Origin of the sequence: Mycolicibacter arupensis (genome assembly GCF_002086515.1) — a bacterium.
GTDB classification, from domain to species: Bacteria; Actinomycetota; Actinomycetes; order Mycobacteriales; family Mycobacteriaceae; genus Mycobacterium; species Mycobacterium arupense.
Map to the genome: position 1 here is coordinate 1 of NZ_MVHH01000128.1, position 504 is coordinate 504.

General features: G+C 65.9%; 1 pseudogene. It reads right to left on the reverse strand.

Annotated features, from left to right (window positions below):
- Nucleotides 1-391: pseudogene (locus BST15_RS21000) on the reverse strand (hypothetical protein); the annotation flags it as partial.
- Nucleotides 392-504: the final 113 nt, after the last annotated feature.

A 504-nucleotide genomic window follows, 5' to 3' on the forward strand; every position in this document is an offset into this window, starting at 1 on the left:
CCGTCACCGCCGGTGCAGGCGCTGCAACCACCTGCGGAAGCCCATCAAGCGGCAGTGCGAAGGCGAACGGCCGGGGCAGTGCGCCGAGCGCCGACAAGGCGCTGAGGCTCGCCCACGGTGCCGCAAGACTGGAAGAGATCGCGGCGCCCAGTTCGATGGCGGTCAGCGGATGTGCGAGCAGCCACGGCGCGAGAGTCACCGGGTTGAGAAGGAGCAGGCCCACTTCGGGATTCGTCGAAAGATTGGCGATGATGTAGTCGATCTCTTGGATCTGGGTCAGCGTGTTCTTGAGCCAGTAGGCGACGGTCAACGGGTTGGTGTAGGAGGTGTAGGGCAGGCCGTCGATGGTGCCGGTCACGGGGTCCCAGTCAAGGCCGAAGACGGCCCGCACGAAATCCGCGACGCCTTCCAAGAAGGGGTCGGTCCAGGTGTGGGCGGGGCCCCATGGATCCGATGTGTCTGCAGCTCCCGCAGAAACCTCCGACTTGAGAATCGCCGGCGCGG